A 17113-nucleotide genomic window follows, 5' to 3' on the forward strand; every position below is an offset into this window, starting at 1 on the left:
GGGAGGATGTCATCCGAGTAGCTTGACTACTTGGATCCAGGAAAGTTTGCTTGTGAGCAAGCAAACTATAGCTAACCCAAGTAAGGTTTCCCCGAGTGCTAAAATCAATAGCCGAATTGATATCGGGCCAAAAGTTCTGCAGAGCTTTTCTTATGGCATGCTTGATGGCAAACCATAACTTTTCAATTGGATTTAAATCCGGCGAGTATCTTTGTCTTTGCACATATTGCCAAATTTTTCAATTATCTTTTCTCTTGATTATCTTCTCCATAGTCATTTTTTTCTCGTCTACTACTTTCAAAACACGTTCCCTCAGATCCTCACTTTGGCATCATTCTACCTTATCTAAAGCCATTTTATACCTTTTTATCCCTTCTGGGGTAACCTTTTTTCAGTTAGCTATATAACCCTAATTATGAATTAACAGACAGTAGAATCGAAAGATTATTACAAGGAAAAGTCTACACAGATCGACCTTTTTGTGAATCTGCGTTTCTGCTTTCTTCAACTTGTTTTGCAAAAGATGTTTCCTGTTTGCTGATATGCTGAAGTGGCTTAGCAATTTCGCGCACAACGGCAGTAACTGCTGTTAAAAATGTTTTTAACAATGCACCTAAAGCTCCACCAACTGCTTCCCTGCCATATATATGAGCTTGCTTTTCGTTATCGTCAGCAGTTTCTCCTGCTCTCCTTCTTGGATCCATCCTATGAGCAATCACCGAAAACAACACTCCCCTGATTGAAGACTTCACTCGTTTTTTTGCTTCATCATCATGTGCTGTTTCATGTCCATGACTTAAGTGTTTAGCGTTCATTAGCTCCTTTTGTTGCTGGGCAAACATGCTACTTAATACTTCTTCTATTGCTTGCTTCCTTCTTTTCTCTCTAACCCTTTTCATAGATTCTGATTTATCGCGAGTATGCTTTGTGGTTTCAAATTCTGCATCAATATCTTCAGACGCAGCCTGACTATATAAAGTCTCTATGAGCCTGTCTATGCTTCGCTTTATTTGCATAGTCCTTTCGTAACTATCCAAATTATCAATTCCTTCGTCGATCTGATTTAGAATATCCTCAAAAACTTTTAAATAGTCTTGAATATACTGTATTATGTATTGCTTATCTTCCTCTTTGTATTGTTCTTCTTGATTTTCATTTTCTAAACTTCTCTCTCTTCTGTCATTGTTATTTTCTTCAATATTACCACCGTCTTCCTCGAAAAGGTTTTCGTCGTTCATGATTTTTTTTAATTTAGTTAAAATTCTCACCAGTTACTATTGTATATGAAAAAATTAAATTAACATTAATGAAAAGCGTTTACAACTTCAGCACTCGCTAAAATTACAGTAAAACTGTCAAAAGCAGCGGGGTCATAATATCTCTCATACAGTTCAACTGAACACCGTAATCTGATCTTTTCCTTAGTGTTAAAATTAATTTCATAATCATTATTAGAGTTTAATATAGCAGAATTACGTAATAATTCATCAGCTAATACAGAGTCTAAAATTCCATTAATTTTTATCGTAATGTGTCTGCTTCCAGCACAATCGAGCACTTTTCTCCAGCCAAAAGAAGAAATATCTTTCACCTCTTCTCTGTTATTACGCAAAGTAAACCTTAGGTTTCGTATATTATTTAACACAATAAAATTATTGTCATGATCTTTAATTTTTAGCTGTAATTTGCTCATTATCGCCTCCTTTCATTAAAATATCAAAATTAATTGTTGAATGTAAAATTTCATCGTGCTGACTAATAGCACAATTACTTTCCAAAATAGTTTCATTATCAGAATATTTAATACTCTTAAGTATCAAGTTAATATGCCTTATAATGGCAAACATACTGCCTATATGATGGGTATATATGTCGCATGAAAATCTTGCCTTTGTAGCAAAATTGGACAGCATGTGCAGATTATTATAATTCACTACATGCAATCTCAGGTAAGGAATGGTGACCTGTTTAGGTAAGTAGTCATAAATGTTAGTAACATATTTCCTTAAATCAGAGTTTGCTTTTAGTGCTGCATAAATACTATTGTACAACTCGTTTATAGCTTGAATTTTTTCCATGATTAATCCTCGAAAGATATATAGCTAAAACATAAGCAGCGTTTCCCGATACAAACTCGTCATCCCGCTGCTTGTTAGCGGGATCTATGTGAGATACCGTGACGGTATGACGTAGGACTGCTGTCATTCCGCTACGTGTTAGCGGCTGAGATACCGCGGCGGTATGACGGTATTTATCTCGTCATCCCGCTGCTTGTTAGCAGCCGAGATACCGTGACTGACGTAGGACTGCTGTCATTCCGCTACGTGTTAGCGGCTGAGATACCGCGAATGAATCGCGGTATGACGGTATTTATCTCGTCATCCCGCTGCTTGTTAGCGGGATCTATGTGAGATACCGTGACGGTATGACGTAGGTAGCCCAGTTTGGATGACAAGAAAGAGCTACAAAACAACCTTTGGTTCGCGAAATGGAGAATACACCTTCTTCACTTCAGACAAATGGCTACTTACCCCCGATTCACGATCTTTGTAAATAGCAGAAACATGCCGCATAATACCTAGTTTTATCTGCTCAGGAACATTGTCATAGCCAGCCTCGTATACAACATCAACTCTTATTGCATTCAAATAATTGAAAAACTCAACGTAGCCCCCTACATCACTAAAATAATACTTAAGTGTTCTCTTCTCTTGACCTTTAGACATCATTGCAGTAGCCAATACTATCTTACTCACAGGGCCATAGCTTAAATAGATCCTACGAGGTACATAATCTTCATATGAAACTTGCCATGTTTGTTTCACCAGTGACTTTTCCATATGCCACTCAGCATAATCAGTTGCCATAAAAATTAGATCTGAAATCAACTTATCATCTTGATCGTTCTCAATGCGTAAAAAAGATTTAACCTCTTCTAAAGTAACTGGAAAAGATTCAGGCTTAGATTTACGTTGCACATGTATTCTTGGTGAAGTAGATCTTGTTGACATGATAACCCTCCTTATAAATATATTTTTGTCATTCTAACGCTCCTTATTTTGTCATCCCAGCACCTTCTTCTGTCATCCCAGTGTCACGCACTGGGATGACAAAAAAAGGAGCACTGGTTCCTTTATGACGGTGTCATCCAAGTGGCTGACACTGGTTTCTTTATGATGGCAGTGCTTGACACTGGAATCCAGCCTTTCACTGTCAAAGATGTTATTTTTAATATAAGGTTAGTCACTTTCGTGCTCACCAACTTAATCTCTAATCAAAATTTCTGGATCCAAGTAGTCATGGCACTGGGATGACATCTTTGTGTTTGAGGCAAAACCGGCTATAATATTTCTTCGCAAACAAATGTTCGTACAGAGCTACTTTCATGACACCACGATTATGCTATAAATTCTTTATCGTATGAATATATTAAGAAGAGAACGTATTAAAGCTGTTTCTCCTTTTTTATTGATAAAATTTGAACTTATAGCATATTCAACTAGGCTGGATTTTAGTAGATTAACATTTTGAGAATGAATATTATTGAAGATGGAGTTTAACTCTTTAGCAAGCAGACTGCGAAATTTTTGCACACTGTCATATGCGATATTTTCAAGTTCATGTGCAAATTTATCTTGAGCTATAGTTGTTATATCTTCAATTTCCTTATTAAACTCCTCTAGCTTTTTTTCGTTATTTTTAAAATTTTTCGTAAAAGTTTTCATATCAATTAAACTCAACTACTATTATGATTATAATGATAATGAAAAACTACCGAAGTAAAAAATTCACACTACTGTGTAACTTGCAAATACTTTTTACTAGATTCCAGCGTCATGCGCTGGAATGACATGGTATCCTGCTGCTCCTTTCTTGTCATCCCGCGCGGAACAATTAACCGTCATACCGTCACGGTATCTCTAGATCCCGCTAACAAGTAGCGGGATGACGATTGCCAGGGTGTCATGCAAGTAGCTGACACATAACTGTACGAACATTACCTCCTGGGACAATGTTCGTACAGATGTAGGTGCTAAGTTTTACAAACACTGTCGTGCTGAACCTTGAATATCCACTTCTTTCAATTCAGTGTCAGGAGCGATGGGTTTTGATATTGTGTATGTAATGCCACCGGCTATCAGTGCAGATACCACAGAAGCTGCAACTATTAATAGAGCAGACAATCCAGAAGCAATACTAAGAGCAGCACCTACTACTAACATAGCTGCAAGGCTCGCATAGACAACTTTTGGGGAAAATTGTCTTTTTCCTACTTTTTCTAGCGACACTTCATTTGTTTTAGTTTTGCCTAATTCACCCTTAAGTGGTGTGTTTTCATTTTTCAGATTTTTTATTTCTTGTTTTAGTAATTCATTCTCTTTATTGAGTTGTTTCAACTTAGTCTCATGTCCAGCTATGCAACTTTTTGATTCTTCTAGTTCCTTTTGCGTTTTTTCTAACAACGCTTCTGCTTTAGAATACTGACTTTCTGTTTTGTCTAATTTATCCTTAAGCGTTGCGTTTTCATTTCCTAGCTCTTGTATTTTTTGTTTTAGTGATTGATTCTCTTCGTCGAGTTTATTAAGTGTTTTCAGCCTAGCCTCATGTCCAGCTACGTCATCCTTTAGTTCTGCTAGTACTTTGTGCGCTTTTTCTAGTGACACTTCATTTGTTTTAGTTTTTGTTTTTTCTAATTCACTATTAAGCGTTGCGTTTTCATTTCCTAGCTCTTGTATTTTTTGTTTTAGTGATTGATTCTCTTCCTTTAGCTGAGCACATAATTTTTTTAATTTAACTTTACGTTTTTTAACCTTTTCTGTTTCTTCTGGAGTTTCCGTTGCATTGTGTGTTTTGGAATGGGAAGAAGTACCAGATACAACCTCAGATAGCTGACCACACATACTGTTTAGTCTATCTATTATTAGGCCTTCATCCTTTATCAATGAGCGATCTGCTCCATGTTTTATCAAAAGTTTTGCTAATTCTTTATTGTCATTTGCAAGAGCGTAATATAATGGAGTATACTCAGCTTTATCTTGTGCATCAACATCTGCTCCTTTATCTATTAGATATTCTGCAATCTCCACATAACCAAGTGCAGCAGCATAGTGTAAAGGGGTATGGCCATCTTTACTCTGTACATCAACTTTTGCTCCATATTCTAACAAAAGTTTCACTGATTCTTTATTATTGTTTCCAGCAGCACGATGTAAAAGAGTCAATCCATTTTCATCCTGTGTATTGTGTTTTTCTAACTCTTTACCGATGTCTTCTGTGGAAGTATTTATTCCACTGTCACTACTATTACTTTCATCAATAGTCGAATCTAAAGAGATCTGTTCCCCATTATGTATAGTATACTGCTGTTCTGTGTGTTGATTGTGCAAATAAGTTTGTTCTATGCGCTTCTGATTATTGGCAAGTCGTTGTTCTGCCTCTTGCAACTTTTGCGCCACAGCATCTCTTTTAGCCTGTTCTCTTTCTAATGTATCACCTACTTTGTCTGTATTGTTTTCATTAATGATTGAGTTTGAAGAAGTCTGTTCATTCTCATTTTGTACATAGATTTTTCTGTTGTTTGGTGTAGTTCCATTGTTCTCTCCCTGACCTTTTGCATTCCATGCTTGCACTGCAGCAGTTATTTTATTTCCGCCCACAGCTAAATTTCCTGGAGTTTTATTATTAGGCTGCGGTAAAGTGCCTTGTCCATAAGTTAGTCTTTTCTTTCTTGCCTCAGCATAACGTTGTTCTCCTTCCTTTAACATTTCTACTATGATATCCTTATTTGGTATATTGCTAACCATATCTCTTGGAGTTCGGCCTTGACTATCTTTTAGTAAAGGATTTGCGTTAGCATCTAATAAAAGCTGAACCATCTCTTGATGACCATGCAAAGCAGCAATGTGCAAAGCAGTGAATTTAGAATTAAAATCACCCGATATTTGTTCATCAACTTTTACTTTCTTTTCTAGTAGGAGTTTTACTATTGGTACACTGTTACATTCCACAGCAAGATGTAACAATGTGTAACTTGCAATTTTATCTAAATCTTGTATCATGAATAGCTTATCTATCTTCAAATTGTTATAAGTGCTATATGCTTCTGGGTTTACACCTTTTAGCTTACTCCCTATCCTTTCAAGCAAATTATCCTTATTCAAACCTTTACTCTCACTCACATTGCGTATTATTTCAAAAAACTTTTCCTTTTCTATTGCCACAACCTTTCCTCTCAATTTATTTATTATTGCTGAATAGTCTCACAAAAAAGTTAAGTTTGTCGAAATTCGATGTTTGATCTAAAAATTAGTCATAAACATTTTCTTCCAATTCGTTGTCATTCAACTCCCCTGTCATCCCAGCACCTTCTTCTGTCATCCCAGTGCGTGACACTGGGATCTCATTTTACTTTATGATGATGTCATGAAAGTAGCTGACACTGGAATCCAGAAGACAACCAAATAATAAAGGCTAGATCCCAGTGTCACGCACTGGGATGACAAAAAAAGGAGCACTGGAATGACACCCTACTTAACCCGTCATACCGCCGCGGTATCTCCTTAGAATAGATCCCGCTAACAAGCAGCGGGATGACGATTGTCGTTTAGCTACAAACATTAAGAAATTTACCAAGTAGAAAAAAAGGCAAAAGAAGCCCCATGGTTGGCTAATTACTTACATTATACTTTCAAGTATGGCGTTTTTTTATTCTAAACGTTTAATAACCGCGATTCAGTTGCTTTTAAGCCGCAACTAATCTAAATTATAAACATTAAGAAATTTACTAAACAGAAAAAAAGGCAAAAGAAACCCTAGGGTAGCTAATTATTCACTATCCATTTTTTAAGTTGGCGTTTTTTGATGTTTTAAATAGCGTATTTCAGCTTGTATAGGTAAAAACCTAGAAATTTGATAAAGACATAGAGTGCACATAGTGCAAAAAATTAAACATGAGACGCCAGATACGTGAGTTTTTTTGTCATTTAATCTGTACAGAGAAGATAAATAAATAGCTTCAGTTTCATGATAAGGGGGCTGGCGGAGTTTGTCAAGGAAGTTTTTTCACTTCTGCGGGCTACCTGGGTTAATATTATATAGGAGGTCTGCTGCCAATAAAGCCTAAACTTACCAAATACATTTCTGTAGATTCAGATCTACTTGACTTTGGTTTAAAATATTTTACTGTTTTAAACATTTTTTTTAGCTTGTTACAAAAATCTTTATCAGATTCTCCTTGGAAAATTTTTACTACAAACGTGCCACCATGGCTCAAGAAATGCTTTGCAAAATTGAGCGCTGCCTCACATAAAAGCATAATTCTGATATGATCCAACGATTTTAAACCACAAGATTCGGGCGCCATGTCAGATAAAATTACATCAAATTTTTGATCCTTGAATTTTTCTCTTAAAATTTCAAGCCCATTGATAATATCACATTGTATAAACTCTACTCCATTAATTGCGTTCATTGGTTTCATGTCAAGAGCAACTACATTTGCACCTTTCTGAGACGCGACTTGTGACCATCCACCAGGAGAAGCACCAAGATCAATAATTTTTTGCCCTTCTTGGAATAATTTAAATTTATTATCCATTTCTACCAGCTTATATGCTGAGCGTGACCTATAACCATCCTTGCTAGTTTTTCGCACATACTGATCATTCAAATGACGATGTAGCCACCTTGTTGAAGATAGTTTTCTGCCTCTAGCCGTCTTTACTCTAGTTTTTATTGCTAATACCCTACTTATTATTGATTATATCTTTGAGCTCTTTTTCAACTACTTCTTTTACCAGTGCATGTAGATATTTATTCAGCCATTCTGAGAGCTGAGGTTTTAAAAGAGATGTAACTAATTCTTCAACAGTAAGATTCGCTCTTTTTTGTTGTTTATGCTGCAATTCGTTTTGCATTTTTCCAAGCAGCGCTTTGATCTCTTCCATATTCTCTTTTAAAATTAGATGATCATTATTTTGCGCTTGTAAGCCGCTATTACTCGCTTTGTTATTACTCATTTGGATATTATCGTACAAATCAATGTCTTTTTTTTCTTCTGAATTGTAGCTATGGCCATTAAATTGGTTGTTGTTGCAAGCCATTTCCTCACTTTGGTCATCATTATCAATGTTCTCTTCTTTACCATTTTCTTTTTTGCCATCTTCTTCCATGTCTTCTGGATACTCTTCTTCAAGGCATAGCACATCATCATTTTCATCCTTTATTTCTGCTTTATCGTTACTTGCGTTTTTACCCGATATAGCTTTTTTTATATCTTCTAGAATATCTTTTACAGATTGATTGCCTTGTTCATCATGCATAGTGCTAATACCATTAAATTTAGAGATTTATACTATTTATTATAAAAAGCAAATTATAAACACTAGTTACATAATTGCTTTTTGCTTCAACTAAGTCTGAACGTGCTTTAAATAATGCATCTTCAGTGTCCAAAAGGTCAGATGTACTCTTTAAACTTAAGTTTACCTCTTGCTCAACTCCTTCCAATGCTAAAGCTGCTGCTTTTTCCGCTTCTTGACTTGCTTTAATAATGGCTTTTGCTGTTAGCACATTATTCCAAGCATTTACAACTTCTTGTTCTATATTTTTTACCGTTTCATAATAATCGTAGGTAGATTTTTTTGCATCCATTTTAGCTTTACTGACACCAAAAGCATTCGCTCCTTTTTTAAAGATTGGAACATCAAGAGTAAAAACTATATGAACATTTTCTAATAGCTTGTCTAATTTTACACCATCCTTCCCAAAATTTTTGCTTGCGCTTAGATTTAAAGAAGGAAGCCACTTGGAGCTTTCAGCGATCACTTCCATTCCGGCTGCTCTTTTTTGATAAACTGCTGCTTTTAGAGATAAATTATTGGTTTTTGCTAATTGTAAACATTCATTTAGCTCTGGGACAGAAGGTAGTTTATCATTAGCTTCAGAAAGGTCATCAGCATCTTCGCCAATCAAATGATAATAAGCAATATTTGCCAATTTTAATTTACCTTCAGCATCAACTCTTTCGGATATAGAAGACGAAAATTTTGCTTTTGCTAGCAAAACTTCAGCGTTAGTAACTTCTCCAAGGGAAAAGCGTTTTTTCATAGCTGACAAATGTTCCAAAGAAACGCGTTCTTTATGTTCTCTGAGCTTTAATATTTCTGTCTTTTGTAAAACACCAACATATGCTTTCACAGCATTAAGTGCAACCTCTTGTTTTAATTGCTGAAATCGCATTTTTTCTGCTTTGAGAAGATGACTTGATCGACTGAATGTGGCAAAGGTGCCACCTCCATCTATTATCCTTTGGCTTAATATCAGACGTTTTCCAGGTAAATTAGGTTGATTATAAAGATTAAAATTACTATCAAAATTGTACTGCAAACTAATGTCAGGTAAAAATCCAGCTAACCCAGAAGACTTAAGCTGTTTTTCTGCGCTTTTATATTGGTAAAATTGAGACTTTATTTTTGAGCTATTTTTGATCGCTTTGCTTATAACTTCTCCCACATCGGTTGCATAGCAACTTATAGTACCAAAAATTATCGCAAGTGTAATAATCAATCGAAACATTCTACTTCCTGTGCATATTGGTTGCGCAGCTCAATTACTAACATAAATTACTTTAATAATCAATAACTAATATTGTTGACACTATTGAGAAATTAAGTATATAGTAGCTTACTATTGTTTAGTTAAATTACAATGAAAACTTTTTTCTTAAAAGAGAAACAAATCGACAAAAAATGGTTTGTCATAGATGCAGAAGGATTAGTGGTAGGAAGGCTTGCAGCATTTGTAGCGACACTATTGCGTGGAAAGCATAAACCTGAGTATACACCTCATATGGATTGTGGCGATAATGTAATTATTATCAACGCAGAAAAGGTGCATTTTACCGGGAAGAAGCTTAAAGATAAAATTTACTATAAGCATACAGGTTATTCTGGTGGTTTGAAGAAAACTACTCCAGATAATATTTTAAATGGCAAATTTCCTGAGCGTGTAATAAAAATGGCAGTGAAAAGGATGCTTGATGATGGCCCTATGGCGCGTAGACGCTTTGAAAATTTGTATGTTTATTCTGGTTCAGAGCATAAGCATCAAGGGCAGCAACCTGAAAAGATAGATTTTGCCTCTTTGAATCGTAAAAATAAAAAGTAATGGAGTAAAAATGAAGAGTTTTACAATAAATAATAATGATTGGTCAGAAAAGACAATTAAATCAGCAGTTGATTCGCTTGGTCGTTTATATGCTACAGGCCGAAGAAAAGAATCTGCAGCAAGAGTATGGATAAAGCCGGGAAGTGGAAAATTTAGTGTTAACAAAAAAGGCGATCTAATTTCTTATTTTAAAAGAGAGTCAGTGTGCCAAATAGTGAAAATGCCATTTGTAGCAACTTCTACGTTAGACAAATATGATGTATTCGCAACTGTAAAAGGTGGAGGGCTATCTGGTCAAGCAGGTGCTCTAGCTCATGGAATAAGCAGAGCTTTAAGTAGTGTAAGCCAAGATTTGCATTCTATATTACGTAATGGTGAGTTCTTAACTAGAGATTCGCGTGTTGTTGAACGTAAGAAATATGGTCAACATAAAGCTCGGAAAAAGTGTCAATTTTCTAAGAGATAGTTATTTCATAGTGGTGTTTTTTTGTAAGTATTATACAAATATTTGCAAAAGTGTATAATATCCTCTATTTTTGTGATGAATTTAGTTGACTATCGGTGTCAACATAATATGCTATTTGTGTGATTTTTCAATATTAAGGTAATTTATGAGTAAAGAAGATATAATAAAACAATTAAAGGAAGATTGTTCTGGTCAGAATATAGATATAACAAAATCTGATTTGAGCAAGATTCATGATGCGTTTATTAAAATAATAAAGGATGAGCTGCATGGGAAAGGTGAAATACGTTTGCATGGAATAGGAACATTTTCTACTGCTATAAGTCAGGAGAAACAATGTCGTAACCCCCAAAATGGTGAGATCATGACTGTTCCTGAAAAGACAAGGGTAAAATTTAAAGCAAGCCAAACTCTTTTAAGTATTTTAAATGAGAAGGAAAAAGCAGCAGTTAGTTAGACATTATCATTTTCATTGTTTTTACTACGCTGTGTAAGCCATAAAATACAGCTTCGCTAATTAAATAGTGGCCTATGTTAAGAGCTGAGATGTGAGGTATTCTTGTCATCTTCTTAGCGTGTTTATAAGTTATGCCATGTCCTGCGTGGCATTCTATTCCTAATTTATTGACGTACTCTGCAGCATTAGTAATTAACTGTAACTTTTTCTCTGATGGATTATCACAGTAATCCCCTGTATGAATTTCTATTATGTCAGGTTTTATCTCTAGCTTCTCAAGATATTTTAGTTGATTAATATTTGGATCGATAAACAGTGAGACTTTTATGCTAGAGCTATGCATTTCCTCTATTATACCAGAAAGTTTGCTGTGCATATTAATGATATCCAGGCCACCTTCGGTTGTTAATTCTTCTCTTTTTTCTGGTACTATACTAATCGAATAGGGTTTTACCTTTTTTGCTATTTTAAGCATTTCTTCCGTGGCTGCAATTTCAAGATTTAGCTCAGTGCTAATGCTTTTTTTTAGGTTAAATACGTCTTCATCTCTAATATGCCTTCTATCTTCTCGTAAGTGTACAGTAATAAAGTCTGCTCCAGCGTCAATGGCTATTTCTGCTGCTTTCAATAGATCTGGGTAGGAAGTTCCGCGTGCGTTGCGGAGGGTTGCAACGTGATCAATATTAACACCTAGTTTCACAATCTACCTCAAAAATTATTTATGGATTATACATGTTATTAGGTCTTTTGCATAGTCATTGTTTGATTAGCAATACCATAGCCGAGAGACGGGGTTGGCGAAATGTGTCAAGATGGCCTAGCATCACGCGCTGGAATGACATTTGGGAGTATATTATCCGTTTGTCACTTCTAAATGATAAAAGCCTCAATGAATTTATTAGTTTATTACATGTCTCTTTTCATGTATAAATCTATAGAAAGTTTTATACGGAAGTTGTTTTATGAGCAAAATTATAGAAATCAGAGCGCCAAAAACTCTTGGTGGTGAGTCAGTTACGGAAGGTATAGTAAAAATAAAGAAAAATATTGGAGAAGCAGTAAAAGTAGATGACTTGATCTTTGAAATTGAGACTGACAAAACAGCACTCGAATTAACTGCAGAAGCTTCAGGGCAAATAACTGAATTTCTCGTAAAGGAAGATGATGTAATAAGTCCTGATCAATTGTTAGCGAAGTTTTCCGTGGGGGAAGTAAAAGAGGAAGCGAGAAAAGAAGATAAAAGCGAAAGTTTTGCCAAAAAAGATGCTCCGTCAGCTCGTAAAATTATGGAGGAAAATGCAATCAGCGCAGAAAGTGTCAAAGGAACTGGCATGGGAGATAGGATAACAAAAGCAGATGTAATAGGCCATATAAACAAAACAGAACAGCCTGCAATAAAACAATATGAATTGCCAAAAAGTGTAGTAAGTGGAGAGCAAAGAGAGGAACGAGTAAAAATGAGTAAAATAAGGCAAGTAATTGCCGCTCGTTTGAAAGCATCGCAAAATACTGCTGCAATACTGACCACGTTCAATGAAATTGACATGAAAAATGTCATGGATCTAAGAGCAAAATATAAGGATGCCTTTGAAAAAAAATATGGAATAAAACTTGGTTTCATGTCGTTTTTTATAAAGGCAGCAGTGCAAGCACTGAAAGAGATCCCTGAAATTAACGCTGAAATCTCAGGCGATGAAATCATATATAAACATTACTATGACATAGGTGTTGCTGTTGGCACTGACAAAGGCCTTGTTGTACCTGTTATTCGGAGTGCTGATCAGATGTCATTTGCAGAAATTGAGTTGACTTTAGTTGCTCTTGGCAAAAAAGCACGAGAAGGCAAATTACAAGTATCAGAAATGGAAGGTGCAACATTTACTATTTCAAACGGTGGAGTATACGGTTCACTTCTTTCCACTCCGATAATAAACCCTCCGCAATCTGGAATACTTGGAATGCATTCGATACAAAACAGGCCAGTTGCTGTTGGTAATGCAGTAGAAATCAGACCGATGATGTACATTGCTCTCTCTTACGACCACAGAATAGTTGATGGCAAAGGAGCAGTTACTTTCCTTGTCAAAATAAAAAATTATATAGAAGATCCAAATAGATTAGTTTTGGAAGTGTAAATTGGTATTAACTTAAACAATGTCAGCAATTAAAAATGACAAGCAAGTTTTTCTAGAATCAGAAGGTTTCTAAGGCAGATGGTAAAATAGGAAAAATCGGCAAATGGCATCAAAAATTGATAGTCGCTCTTGGTTATTACTTGTTACCGAACTTGTTGCACAGCAATTTCCAAAGTGGGCTCACTTAGAGATCAAATCTGTTGAACTCAGTGGTATAGACAATAGAACTTTTCGCTTGGGTGAAGAGATGTTGATCAGGCTACCAAGCGCAGAAGATTATGCGCTACAAGTTCTAAAGGAGCAAAAATGGCTTGAGATACTTGCACCACATTTGTCATTTTCTATTCCTAAGCCACTTGCAATGGGACAACCATCAAAGCATTATCCCTGGAATTGGTCAATATATAAGTGGATCGAAGGGGAAAGCATAAATGCATTGTCTATAGATGATCTGGATTTACAGATTATTGCTTCTCAGCTTGCACAATTTTTGAATGAGTTACATAAAATTGATGTTAAAGGAGGCCCTAATCCTGGACTCCATAACTTCTGGCGCGGCGATCACGTATCAGTCTATGACACAGAGGTAAGATCGGCCATTAAGGAATTGCAAGGTTTTATTGATGCTAGAACTATAATGTCCTTTTGGGAAAAAGCTATAAGCTCAAGATGGAACAAGAATCCAGTATGGATTCATGGTGACTTTGCAAGCGGGAATATCCTAGCGAAAGATGGATGTGTAGCTGCTGTAATCGATTTTGGATGTGTGGGTGTCGGCGATCCAGCCTGTGACTTGGTAATTGCCTGGACACTTTTGAACAACGAAAATCGGAGAATCTTCAAGTCACATCTATGTTTAGATCCAGACACGTGGGCCAGAGCAAGCGGCTGGGCTTTATGGAAGGCACTAATTACAATGCGCGACTGGAAGACAACAGAAGTTATGAAACAACAGAAAATTATTAATGAAATTCTAAATGAAGAAGCTTAGTTTAACCAAAGATTTTCAGTCCTATTTTTGCATACCTACCTTTCTTTGCTGTTCTCAAGTGAATTACTCTTAATCTAGCATAACTAACAACTTAAACGAACAACTATTTTCAGCAAACTAAACAATGCCTGTGATAGGTTCTTAATTTGAAAAGACTCCCCGAATCTAATATGTCATTGCTGTAGGCTGCATTTAGTAATATAATCTCATATTAAATAAGACGTTACTTAAGTTTATGCTAGATTCTCCGCTAATTTTGACAGCCATTCTTATATTTTTCATTTTTACGTTGTCATTCTTTTTTATAAGAAAGATATTTGGGTCAACAAACAAGAAGATAATAAAATCCTTTAGGAAAATTGTTCAGCAAATAAATGCATTAGAAACAGAAATGCAGAGCTTATCTGATGAGGAGCTTGCTGGTAAAACTCAAGAATTCAAACAGGAATTGAAAAATGGGAAAACGTTAAATGATCTTCTCGTACCTGCATTTGCAGTTGTGCGTGAAGCCTCTCGCAGGTTTCTTAACATGAGGCACTTTGATGTTCAGTTGATTGGTGGAATGGTGCTCCATAACGGCATGATATCAGAAATGAAAACAGGAGAGGGAAAGACACTCGTTGCAACTTTAGCTGCATACCTTAATTCTTTAGAAGGGAAAGGCGTGCACGTCGTAACTGTTAACGACTACCTTGCGAAACGAGACACAGAGTGGATGAGCAAATTATATAATTCTCTTGGGGTTTCTGTTGCGTTTATCACGAATAACTTGACAGACGAAGAGAGAAAAGAGGCTTACAGTGCAGATATCGTGTATTCCACAAATAACGAGCTTGCCTTTGATTACCTGCGAGACAATATGAAATTTTCTCAAGAAGACATGGTTCAGAGAGGCTTTCACTACGGAATAGTTGATGAAGTAGACTCAATACTCATTGATGAAGCTCGCACTCCGCTTATTATTTCTGGCCAGATTGAGGAAAACAATCAGATATATAAGCATATCAATAAAATAGTAACCAAATTAGTTGACTCTGATTATGAGGTGGATGAAAAGGGTAGGGCAGTGTTCCTTACTGAAGATGGTATTTCACGAGTGGAAGAACTACTCAGGTCATACAATCTCATTCCTGAAAATTCCTCGCTCTATGATACTGACAGCATGATAATGACTCATTATATAGACCAAGCATTACGTGCACATAAGCTGTTTACTGCTGATAAAGATTATATAGTAAAGGATGGCAAGGTAGTGATTATTGATGAATTTACTGGGCGTATGATGGAGGGCAGGAGATATTCCGATGGTCTTCATCAGGCACTTGAAGCGAAGGAGAATCTTGAAATTCAGCATGAAAACCAAACTTTAGCATCGGTCACATTTCAGAATTACTTTCGTATGTACAATAAACTTTCCGGAATGACTGGAACAGCAGCAACAGAGGCAGAAGAGTTTCGTGATATATACAGACTAAATGTAGTAAAAATTCCAACCAATGTACCTGTAAAAAGAGTTGATATTGATGATGAAATTTATGGCACAGGAAAAGAAAAATTTAATGCTGTGTTGAAGTTTATAGAAGAATGCCACAAACGCCTTCAACCGGTCCTTGTTGGCACGGTAAGCATCGAAAACTCTGAGAAGCTTTCTGCGCTTTTGCAAAGCCATTCTCTTAAGCATTCAGTATTGAATGCTCGTTATCATGAACAAGAGGCGTACATAATAGCACAAGCTGGAGTGCCAGGTAGTATCACTATAGCAACTAACATGGCAGGACGTGGAACTGATATTCAACTCGGTGGAAACGCTGAAATGATTGCAAAGGTAGAGCTAAAGAAGATAAAAAATGCTGATGAAAGAGAAAAAAAATACCAAGAAATAGTCGAAAGAGTAAAAAAAGATAAGGAAATTGCTATAAAAGCTGGTGGTTTATGCGTGGTTGGAACCGAAAGACATGAAAGCAGGAGAATAGATGATCAATTACGCGGCCGTTCTGGTCGTCAGGGGGATCCTGGACTTTCTAAGTTCTTTTTATCGCTTGAAGATGACCTAATGAGAATATTTGGTTCTGATAGAATGAGAAGCTTTTTACAAAAAGTAGGGTTAAAGAATAACGAAGCTATTCATCATCCATGGATCAATAAGGCACTTGAGAAGGCGCAGAAGAAAGTTGAAGCTAGAAACTATGATGTGCGGAAGTCTTTGCTTAAGTTTGATGACGTAATCAACAACCAACGTAAAGTTATTTTTAAGCAGAGAAACAATATCTTAGGCAACGAAATTAATGATTTACTTGAAGTATATAGCGAAGTAAATGAGAGCATAGTAGAAGGTATAATCCAAAGTGGCTATTATGAGGATTATATTGAAGATATAGTCAGAGAATTCCATACAAAGTATGGAATAACGCTTGATAAAGAAGATTTAGCAAAGTTTTTAAACAAACAAGAAGCTTTGAATTATATAAATGATAAGATACAAGAATTTTTTACTGAGAAAGAAAAATATTTCAACAGTCAGCACACTACAGATTTGTGGAATACGATCGTGAAGCAAATGATGATAATGACACTTGATCATTTATGGAGGGAACACCTTTCAACTTTAGAAAGCTTAAGACAAAGCATAAGCTTACGTGCCATGGGGCAGAAAGATCCACTGAATGAATTTAAACGCGAAGCTTTCTTGATGTTTGAGTCAATGCTTGAAAAATGGAAGGAACTCACCATTCATCGCTTAGCACACTTTAAGTTGGCAGACAACCAAGAGATAGGCAATAGGTTACATTCTGCTAGAAATAGCAGACTTTCCAAAGTCTCAAGAAACGACAAATGTCCTTGCAACTCCGGAAAGAAATACAAGCACTGCCACGGCGCGGTTACTGTGGTAAATTAGT

The 17113-nt window shown here is 36.0% G+C and carries 18 protein-coding genes and 1 pseudogene; 8 read left to right on the forward strand and 11 right to left on the reverse strand.

Features of this window, described 5'->3' with window-relative positions:
- Positions 1-106 precede the first annotated feature (106 nt).
- From ABWU36_RS06805 to ABWU36_RS00980, 5 genes and pseudogenes are all read right to left on the reverse strand, one after another.
- Positions 107-208 (reverse strand): annotated as a pseudogene (locus ABWU36_RS06805) (IS630 family transposase); the annotation flags it as partial.
- A 253-nt stretch (positions 209-461) separates the two neighbouring features.
- Positions 462-1238: a hypothetical protein gene (locus ABWU36_RS00965; protein ID WP_253309379.1), complete on the reverse strand. Its 777-nt coding sequence runs from the start codon at positions 1236-1238 to the stop codon at positions 462-464.
- 65 nt (positions 1239-1303) lie between these two features.
- Entirely contained in the window at positions 1304-1693 is a 390-nt protein-coding gene (locus ABWU36_RS00970; RefSeq protein WP_182159821.1) for a phage tail tube protein, read from the reverse strand.
- The gene (locus tag ABWU36_RS00975; protein WP_253309381.1) at positions 1668-2078 is read right to left on the reverse strand and encodes a DUF3168 domain-containing protein; all 411 of its coding nucleotides are present in this window, start codon (positions 2076-2078) and stop codon (positions 1668-1670) included. Before ABWU36_RS00975 ends, ABWU36_RS00970 begins: the two co-directional genes overlap by 26 nt.
- A 384-nt stretch (positions 2079-2462) precedes the next feature.
- On the reverse strand, positions 2463-3011 hold the full coding sequence (locus ABWU36_RS00980; RefSeq protein ID WP_264688316.1) for a head-tail connector protein: 549 nt from the start codon (positions 3009-3011) through the stop codon (positions 2463-2465).
- Positions 3012-3152: 141 nt separating this feature from the next.
- Here ABWU36_RS00980 and ABWU36_RS00985 point away from each other — a divergent pair, with 141 nt between their 5' ends.
- The gene (locus ABWU36_RS00985) at positions 3153-3314 is read left to right on the forward strand and encodes a hypothetical protein (RefSeq protein ID WP_309166190.1); all 162 of its coding nucleotides are present in this window, start codon (positions 3153-3155) and stop codon (positions 3312-3314) included.
- Between the two features lie 99 nt (positions 3315-3413).
- Here the strand turns inward: ABWU36_RS00985 and ABWU36_RS00990 are convergent, their stop codons facing one another.
- On the reverse strand, positions 3414-3725 hold the full coding sequence (locus ABWU36_RS00990) for a hypothetical protein (protein WP_007548422.1): 312 nt from the start codon (positions 3723-3725) through the stop codon (positions 3414-3416).
- 315 nt (positions 3726-4040) lie between these two features.
- Positions 4041-6221: an ankyrin repeat domain-containing protein gene (locus tag ABWU36_RS00995; protein WP_353272895.1), complete on the reverse strand. Its 2181-nt coding sequence runs from the start codon at positions 6219-6221 to the stop codon at positions 4041-4043.
- A gap of 69 nt (positions 6222-6290) precedes the next feature.
- Between ABWU36_RS00995 and ABWU36_RS01000 the strand changes: the two genes are divergently transcribed.
- Positions 6291-6416 carry a hypothetical protein gene (locus ABWU36_RS01000; RefSeq protein ID WP_264688313.1) on the forward strand — a complete coding sequence of 42 codons (126 nt, stop codon included), beginning with the start codon at positions 6291-6293 and terminating at the stop codon, positions 6414-6416.
- A 674-nt stretch (positions 6417-7090) separates the two neighbouring features.
- Here ABWU36_RS01000 and ABWU36_RS01005 read toward each other — a convergent pair.
- The 3 genes from ABWU36_RS01005 to ABWU36_RS01015 form a co-directional block, all read right to left on the reverse strand.
- Positions 7091-7669, reverse strand: a complete 579-nt coding sequence (locus ABWU36_RS01005; RefSeq protein ID WP_253309385.1) for an RlmE family RNA methyltransferase — start codon at positions 7667-7669, stop codon at positions 7091-7093.
- Between the two features lie 76 nt (positions 7670-7745).
- Positions 7746-8321, reverse strand: a complete 576-nt coding sequence (locus ABWU36_RS01010) for a PopZ family protein (RefSeq protein ID WP_253309386.1) — start codon at positions 8319-8321, stop codon at positions 7746-7748.
- A gap of 19 nt (positions 8322-8340) precedes the next feature.
- Positions 8341-9576, reverse strand: a complete 1236-nt coding sequence (locus ABWU36_RS01015) for a TolC family protein (RefSeq protein ID WP_264688311.1) — start codon at positions 9574-9576, stop codon at positions 8341-8343.
- A 132-nt stretch (positions 9577-9708) separates the two neighbouring features.
- On the opposite strand from ABWU36_RS01015, the gene rplM reads away from it, so the two are divergent.
- The 3 genes from rplM to ABWU36_RS01030 all read left to right on the forward strand — a co-directional run bounded on the left by rplM (position 9709) and on the right by ABWU36_RS01030 (position 11090).
- The gene (gene rplM, locus ABWU36_RS01020) at positions 9709-10167 is read left to right on the forward strand and encodes a 50S ribosomal protein L13 (RefSeq protein ID WP_253309391.1); all 459 of its coding nucleotides are present in this window, start codon (positions 9709-9711) and stop codon (positions 10165-10167) included.
- A gap of 10 nt (positions 10168-10177) precedes the next feature.
- Positions 10178-10633, forward strand: a complete 456-nt coding sequence (gene rpsI, locus ABWU36_RS01025; protein WP_253309392.1) for a 30S ribosomal protein S9 — start codon at positions 10178-10180, stop codon at positions 10631-10633.
- Positions 10634-10778: 145 nt separating this feature from the next.
- Positions 10779-11090: an HU family DNA-binding protein gene (locus tag ABWU36_RS01030; protein WP_264688310.1), complete on the forward strand. Its 312-nt coding sequence runs from the start codon at positions 10779-10781 to the stop codon at positions 11088-11090.
- Here the strand turns inward: ABWU36_RS01030 and ABWU36_RS01035 are convergent.
- On the reverse strand, positions 11083-11790 hold the full coding sequence (locus tag ABWU36_RS01035) for a pyridoxine 5'-phosphate synthase (protein WP_353272896.1): 708 nt from the start codon (positions 11788-11790) through the stop codon (positions 11083-11085). The two genes, ABWU36_RS01030 and ABWU36_RS01035, sit on opposite strands and share 8 nt — an antisense overlap.
- 262 nt (positions 11791-12052) lie before the next feature.
- Between ABWU36_RS01035 and odhB the strand changes: the two genes are divergently transcribed.
- From odhB to secA, 3 genes are all read left to right on the forward strand, one after another.
- Positions 12053-13225: a 2-oxoglutarate dehydrogenase complex dihydrolipoyllysine-residue succinyltransferase gene (gene odhB, locus ABWU36_RS01040; protein ID WP_353272897.1), complete on the forward strand. Its 1173-nt coding sequence runs from the start codon at positions 12053-12055 to the stop codon at positions 13223-13225.
- A 103-nt stretch (positions 13226-13328) separates the two neighbouring features.
- The gene (locus ABWU36_RS01045; protein WP_353272898.1) at positions 13329-14216 is read left to right on the forward strand and encodes an aminoglycoside phosphotransferase family protein; all 888 of its coding nucleotides are present in this window, start codon (positions 13329-13331) and stop codon (positions 14214-14216) included.
- 235 nt (positions 14217-14451) lie between these two features.
- The gene (gene secA, locus ABWU36_RS01050) at positions 14452-17112 is read left to right on the forward strand and encodes a preprotein translocase subunit SecA (RefSeq protein ID WP_353272899.1); all 2661 of its coding nucleotides are present in this window, start codon (positions 14452-14454) and stop codon (positions 17110-17112) included.
- The last annotated feature ends 1 nt before the right edge of the window (position 17113 follow it).

Source organism: Wolbachia endosymbiont (group A) of Portevinia maculata, assembly GCF_964028525.1.
GTDB lineage: Bacteria > Pseudomonadota > Alphaproteobacteria > Rickettsiales > Anaplasmataceae > Wolbachia.